Origin of the sequence: Nitratireductor pacificus pht-3B, assembly GCF_000300335.1 — a bacterium.
Lineage (GTDB): Bacteria > Pseudomonadota > Alphaproteobacteria > Rhizobiales > Rhizobiaceae > Nitratireductor > Nitratireductor pacificus.
On sequence record NZ_AMRM01000002.1, the window covers coordinates 316,771 to 323,525 of the forward strand.

Annotated in this window: 3 protein-coding genes; all 3 read left to right on the forward strand. The window is 64.6% G+C overall.

Annotated elements, in window-relative coordinates:
* Positions 1–6 precede the first annotated feature (6 nt).
* Positions 7–1,005: a bifunctional riboflavin kinase/FAD synthetase gene (locus NA2_RS02995; protein ID WP_008594005.1), complete on the forward strand. Its 999-nt coding sequence runs from the start codon at positions 7–9 to the stop codon at positions 1,003–1,005.
* Between the two features lie 226 nt (positions 1,006–1,231).
* Positions 1,232–4,141, forward strand: coding sequence for an isoleucine--tRNA ligase (gene ileS, locus NA2_RS03000; protein WP_008594007.1), 2,910 nt, complete (start codon positions 1,232–1,234; stop codon positions 4,139–4,141).
* A gap of 250 nt (positions 4,142–4,391) precedes the next feature.
* Complete coding sequence (locus NA2_RS03005) at positions 4,392–5,051, forward strand: hypothetical protein (RefSeq protein ID WP_008594008.1); 660 nt, start codon at positions 4,392–4,394, stop codon at positions 5,049–5,051.
* Positions 5,052–6,755: the final 1,704 nt, after the last annotated feature.

Consider the following 6,755-nt stretch of genomic DNA (forward strand, 5'->3'; position numbering starts at 1 on the left):
ACGCGCGTGGCCCCCGCCATCCAGCGCATCGCCGACAGCGCCGTTCTGCCAGCGCAGTTGCGCGGCGGCGTGGTGGCGATCGGCAATTTCGACGGGGTACATCGCGGCCATCAATCGGTGCTGGAGCCGGCTCTGGAGATCGCCGCACGCGACAAGGTGCCCGCCATCGTGCTCACCTTCGAGCCGCATCCGCGCCGCGTGTTCCAGCCCGACACGCCGCTGTTCCGTATCACGCCGGCGCCGATGAAGGCGCGTCTGCTCGGCGCGCTCGGCTTCGATGCCGTGGTCGAGCACCCTTTCACCCGCGCCTTTGCCGGCCTCCTGCCTGAGGAATTCGTGCAAAGGATCCTGGTCGAGGGGTTGGGCATCTCGCATGTGGTGACCGGGTTCGACTTCCACTACGGCAAGAACCGGGGCGGCACGCCGCAGACGCTGGCCGATGCCGGCCGGGCGAACGCTTTCGGCGTCACGCTGGTCGAGGCGTTCTCCGACGAGGGCGGCGCGGTGATCTCGTCGAGCCGCATCCGCGGCCTGCTGCATGAAGGCGACGTGGCGCAAGCCGCCGGCCTGCTCGGCTACCGCTTCACGGTCGAGGCGGAGGTGAGCGGCGGCAAGAAGCTCGGCCGCGCGCTGGGGTTCCCCACGGCCAACATGGCGCTGCCGCCGGAGACCGGCCTGCGCCACGGCATCTATGCCGTGCGCTTCCGCCGCGCCGACGGCAGCCTCTACGACGGCGTGGCGAGCTATGGCAGCCGCCCGACAGTGGACGAGGACGGCGCGCCGCTGCTCGAGACCTTCCTGTTCGATTTCGACGGCGATCTCTATGGCGAGACCTGTTCCGTCTCGCTGTTCGGTTTCCTGCGCGGCGAGGAGAAGTTCGACGGGCTGGAACCGCTGGTCAGGCAGATGAAGCGCGACGAGGAGGAGGCGAGGGGGCTTCTCTCCCGCGTCATGCCGCTGTCGGCGCTGGATGTGGGCATCGCGTTCGAGGGCCGCGCGGCGTAAAGCCAATCGCCTCTTTATTCTTCCCGCGGCGTCGGCTAAAAGCGCGGCCATGATGACGCGCGCCGGTTTCACACCGATTGCCATACGAATTATTGGCCCGGCCTTCCGTGCGGCCTGAGTGCTGCGGAAGGTCCGGGTTCCTGCGCGCATCCAGGGCGCGCCCTCCGCTTACTGATACAGGCATCGGCGAAGCCCTTCGCTGCTTCGCGCATTTCACGGCAAGACAATGACCGACACGTCCGAGAAGATCGACTATTCCAAGACCCTCTATCTGCCGCAGACGGAGTTTCCGATGCGCGCGGGCCTGCCCCAGAAGGAGCCGGAGACGGTGGCCCGCTGGCAGGAGATGGACCTCTACCGGCTGATGCGCAAGGATGCCGCCGGCCGGCCGCAGTTCGTGCTGCATGACGGCCCGCCCTACGCCAACGGCAACATCCATATCGGCCATGCGCTGAACAAGGTGCTGAAGGACGTCATCACGCGCTCCTTCCAGATGCGCGGCTACGACAGCAACTACGTGCCCGGCTGGGACTGCCACGGCCTGCCGATCGAATGGAAGATCGAGGAGCAATACCGCGCCAAGGGCAAGAACAAGGACGAGGTGCCGGTCAACGAGTTCCGCCGGGAATGCCGCGACTTCGCCGCCCACTGGATCCAGGTGCAGACCGAGGAGTTCCAGCGCCTCGGCATCGAGGGCGATTTCAAGCAGCCCTATACGACGATGAATTTTCACGCCGAGGCACGCATCGCCGGCGAACTCCTGAAATTCGCCATGTCCGGCCAGCTTTATCGCGGCTCCAAGCCGGTGATGTGGAGCGTGGTGGAACGCACGGCGCTGGCCGAGGCCGAGGTCGAGTATCACGACCACGAGAGCGACACGGTCTGGGTGAAATTTCCGGTGGCGGAAAGCACCGCTCTGCAGGACACTTTTGTCGTCATCTGGACGACCACGCCCTGGACGCTGCCCGGCAACCGCGCGATCTCCTTTTCCCCACGCATCGGCTATGGCCTCTACGAGGTCACGGCGGCGGAGAACGATTTCGGCCCGCAGGCCGGCGAAAAGCTGATCTTCGCTGATGCCCTCGCCGAAGAATCCTTCGCCAAGGCCAAGCTGGGCTACCAGCGCCTGCGCGACATCCCGGCGGACGAACTCGGGGCCATCACCTGCGCCCACCCCCTCAAGGGCCTCGGCGACGGATACGACTTCGCCGTCCCGCTGCTCCCCGGCGATCACGTCACCGACGACGCCGGCACGGGCTTCGTACACACCGCGCCCGGCCATGGCCGCGAGGACTTCGATGCCTGGATGGATGCTGGCGCCGCCCTGCGCGCGCGCGGCATCGACCCCGCAATCCCCTTCACCGTCGACGACGCCGGCTATTACACCAAGGATGCGCCGGGCCTCGGCCCCGACCGCGAAGGCGGCCCCGCCCGGGTCATCGACGACAAGGGCAAGAAGGGCGATGCCAACGATGCGGTGATCAAGGCGCTGATCGCGCGCGACATGCTCTTTGCGCGCGGTCGACTGAAGCACAGCTACCCGCATTCCTGGCGCTCGAAGAAGCCGATCATCTTCCGCAACACACCGCAATGGTTCGTCTACATGGACAAGGACCTGGGCGACGCCACCACCCTGCGTTCGCGGGCGCTGAAGGCCATCGACGACACCCGCTTCGTGCCGGCCGCCGGCCAGGCGCGCCTGCGCGCCATGATCCAGGACCGGCCCGACTGGGTGCTTTCGCGGCAGCGGGCCTGGGGCGTGCCGATCTGCGTCTTCGCCGACGAGGATGGCAATGTCCTGAAGGACGAGGCGGTCAACCAGCGCATTCTCGAGGCTTTCGAGACGGAGGGCGCCGACGCCTGGTTCGCCGAGGGCGCGCGCGAGCGTTTCCTGGCCGAGAAGGCCAATGAGCCGTGGACGCAGGTGATGGACATCCTCGATGTCTGGTTCGATTCGGGCTCCTCGCACACCTTCACGCTGGAGGACCGCCCGGACCTGAAATGGCCGGCCGACGTCTATCTGGAAGGCTCCGACCAGCACCGCGGCTGGTTCCACTCCTCGCTGCTTGAAAGCTGCGGCACGCGCGGCCGCGCGCCCTATGACACGGTCATCACCCATGGCTTCACCATGGACGAGGAAGGCCGCAAGATGTCGAAGTCGCTCGGCAACACCGTGGTGCCGCAGGAGATCATGGCCAAGTCCGGCGCCGACATCCTGCGCCTGTGGGTCATGACGACCGACTACTGGGAAGACCAGCGGCTCGGCCAGAACGTCATCCAGACGAATATCGACGCCTACCGCAAGCTCCGGAACACGATTCGCTGGATGCTCGGCACGCTGGCGCATGACACGGGCGAGGACGTGGCGCCCGCCGACATGCCGGAACTGGAGCGGCTGATGCTGCACCGGCTGGCCGAGCTCGACGAGCTGGTGCGCAAGGGCTACGACAATTTCGACTTCAAGCGCGTCACGCGCGCGCTGCTCGACTTCATGGTCATCGAACTGTCCGCCTTCTATTTCGACGTGCGCAAGGACGCGCTCTATTGCGACGCGCCGTCGAGCCTGCGCCGCAGGGCGTCGCTGCAGGTGGTGCGCAAGCTGTTCGACAGCCTGGTGACGTGGCTGGCGCCGATGCTGCCCTTCACCACCGAGGAAGCCTGGCTGGAGCGCTATCCGGACGCGCGCTCGGTGCACCTGGCGCAATTCCCCGAGGTCCCGGCGGCATGGCGCGATGCGGAGCTGGCCGAGAAATGGCGTCGCATCCGCCAGGTTCGCCGCGTCGTCACCGGCGCGCTGGAGATCGAGCGCAAGGAGAAGACCATCGGCTCGTCGCTCGAGGCTGCGCCCGTGGTCTACGTCGCCGATCCCGAACTGCAGGCGGCGATCGCCGACCGCGACATGGCCGAGATCTGCATCGTCAGCGGCATCGACATCCGCCACGAGGCGGCGCCGGCGGGCGCCTTCACGCTGGATGAGGTTCCGGGCGTCGGTGTTGTTTTCGCCCGCGCGGGCGGACAGAAATGCGCCCGTTCCTGGCGGTACACGGACGATGTGGGGGCGGACCCCGCATTCCCGGACGTGTCGGCCCGCGACGCGGCCGCGCTGCACGAACTGCAGGCGCTGGGCAGGCTTTGAGGCCTTTCGCGGTCGGGCGGCAACGCCCGATGTCCGCACAGAAGCGGCGACAGGTATAGGGCCGGGGCCGATTGCGTCCCGCGCCCGCCTTCGATACAACTGCCGCGGGGTAACAAGACGCCACGTTGTCGCCGGATTCCTGCGCGACACGACGTGATTGGGCTTTCCCGGCGAAACGGAACGGGATGTTGAGCGGAATGGACTGCGGGCTTTGCCCCGGCCTTCCGGGAAAGAGGTGGCAGTGAAGCATATGGAAACCAAGGTTCGGCAGCAGTCCGCAGGCATGGTTGCGGTGTCGGGCACCCTGCTCCTTGCCGCCACGGTCCTGTCCGGCTGCGTTGGCGCGCCCACCTACGGAACGGGCAAGGCCGCCGACCAGCAGCTGCTCGAGGACGTGACCGGGGTGCTCGCGCTCGGACCGCGCAACAAGGAACGCATCGAATACAAGCCGCGCGCCGGCATCGTCATGCCTGCTTCCACGGAAGTTTTGCCGACGCCGCAGGACGACGTCGCGACATCGGGCAACCCGGCCTGGCCCGAATCGCCCGAGCAGCGGCTCGCCCGCATCCGTGCCGAGGCGACCGAGAATCAGGACAATCCGCTCTACCGCTCGCCGGTGCAGCGCGACATCGGCGTCAATGCGCGTGGCGACGACGGCGTGCTCGATCCCGCGATGGCCAAGCGCCAGCGCGAGGAGGTGCTGAAGCAGCGCGCCGAACTGGGCAATGTGAACCCGACCTCGCGCCGCTACCTGAGCGAGCCGCCGGTCGCCTACCGGCAGCCGGCCGATTCGGCGCCCGTGGGCGAACTGGGCGAAACGGAGGCCAAGAAGCAACGCGAGGCCAAGCGCGCCGCCCAGAAGAACGGCGGCGGCTTCGATCTCCGCCGCATGTGGCCCTGGGGATCTTAGCGGCAAGTCCGGCGGGTTGCCGGCGTGCGAATGAGCTTTGCCTCTCGCCCATGCGGGAGGCTCTTGCGCGCCGAGGGAGCGATGGTCTTCATCCGTTACGGAGAGCGCGCGCAGCCGACAAGGTTCTCCTGATCGAGATGCCGCGAATGACCCCGGTGCACACGCCGGTCCTCGTCTTTTCTCGCTGAAGACCTGAAGCGCAGCAGAGCGGTCCGGTCGCAGCTACTTGCCGACCGTCGTCAGTCCGGTCGCTCGCCGCGACGGGCTTCTCAAGACTATGCAAGCAACCGCCCCGCGATGCATCCATCGGTGATTGCGCCGTTGCGGAGTTCGGGTGTCCATGTCTTCCATCAAGCTGGAACGGCGCACTTTTGCGTTGATGGCGAAGCGGGATTCGCATCTCCATTGTCAACTGCGTCAGCGTGATCATTTGGCATGAGGGTGGCCGGAAACCAGCTCCACGCGCGGGGAAGACGCCGCGCTTGCGATCCCAGCGTTTCAAACAAGTTCTTATTTTCATTTATGAAAGAGATTTGGCTGTGCTTTTTTATTGCTGTTGACCTTGATTGCGGCGATGGCATCGAATTCAGCAGCCGATGCGGCTTTGCGCTGCCACATATGATAGAAAAATCATTGTAGTATCAATTTGATATCAGGTTTCTCGGTACGCCTTGCCGAAAATTCTGTCAGGCATCGGCAGGACGGAAATTGTCATCGTTGGCTCAAATCTTCCAGCGAGATCTTGCGCTTATGCGGGATGAAATTGTCGTTATGCGGGAACGGCATGCTGTTTGGTGGGATATCCTTGTCGCTTGCTGATTTCCCTTTGTCTGGCAAGGAATGGAAATGCCTTTAGGCGGGATTGCACGCGCGGTCATTGAGGCCGGCCCAGCGCTCAGGCGGCCAGAGCCGAACGGCGTTTGCGTTCTGTTGAAACCAAGCCTCGCGACGGAAACCAAAACCCGAGCGTTGCGAGCAAAGCGCTCTCATTGCTGGTCGAGCCGTCTGCCTCAGTCCCGGTGATGCGGTTCGCGAATGCGGCGATGCGATTAACGATCGGAAACTCACGGCCGTCGCTACGGTCCCTTATCGTGTCTGTCGTCAATCGGTAGTGACGCCTCGCTTATGGCGAAGAAGAAAACCCGTCTTCCGAGTGTCGCGGTTGTCGTTCGGCGAAGCGTTGCACTTCTTGGTTGCCGTCGAGGGAGTGCTTCCACTCACCGGGGACAGATCACACAAAGCTCTTTCACGTTGATATGCATGAAATTCCTGCGTATCGGTGTGCTGCGGGTGATTAATAGCCTTCGGGGCTCCGCTCGGCTACCTTGAGCTAGCGAGGGAGGTAGCGGCCCTCCACCCCTCGTCAGAGTTCTTCCCTTTCTATTCGAAATTACGCTTCTCCATGCCGCCAATTGGCGCGATTGACCGACGCTTCCCTATGACTTGACGTCGAGCAGTCCGTCTTGCTCAGCGCGATGCAGGACCTGGGTGCCAACGAGGCCCTGGAGTGCTGATGTAATCGCGAAGTTCACAGGGCAGGAGGACTGGATTGAGGAAACAGTACTGAACGGTGGCGCTTGACGTGTTCAAGGTTATCGCTCGGGCCCTTGCCAAACCCGGACGCAATGACGACGCAATCGCGAGCAGTGGCAATCGTCATTGCAATTTTGTGTGGAGATTTGACGTGCCTCCCGATTTTCGGAG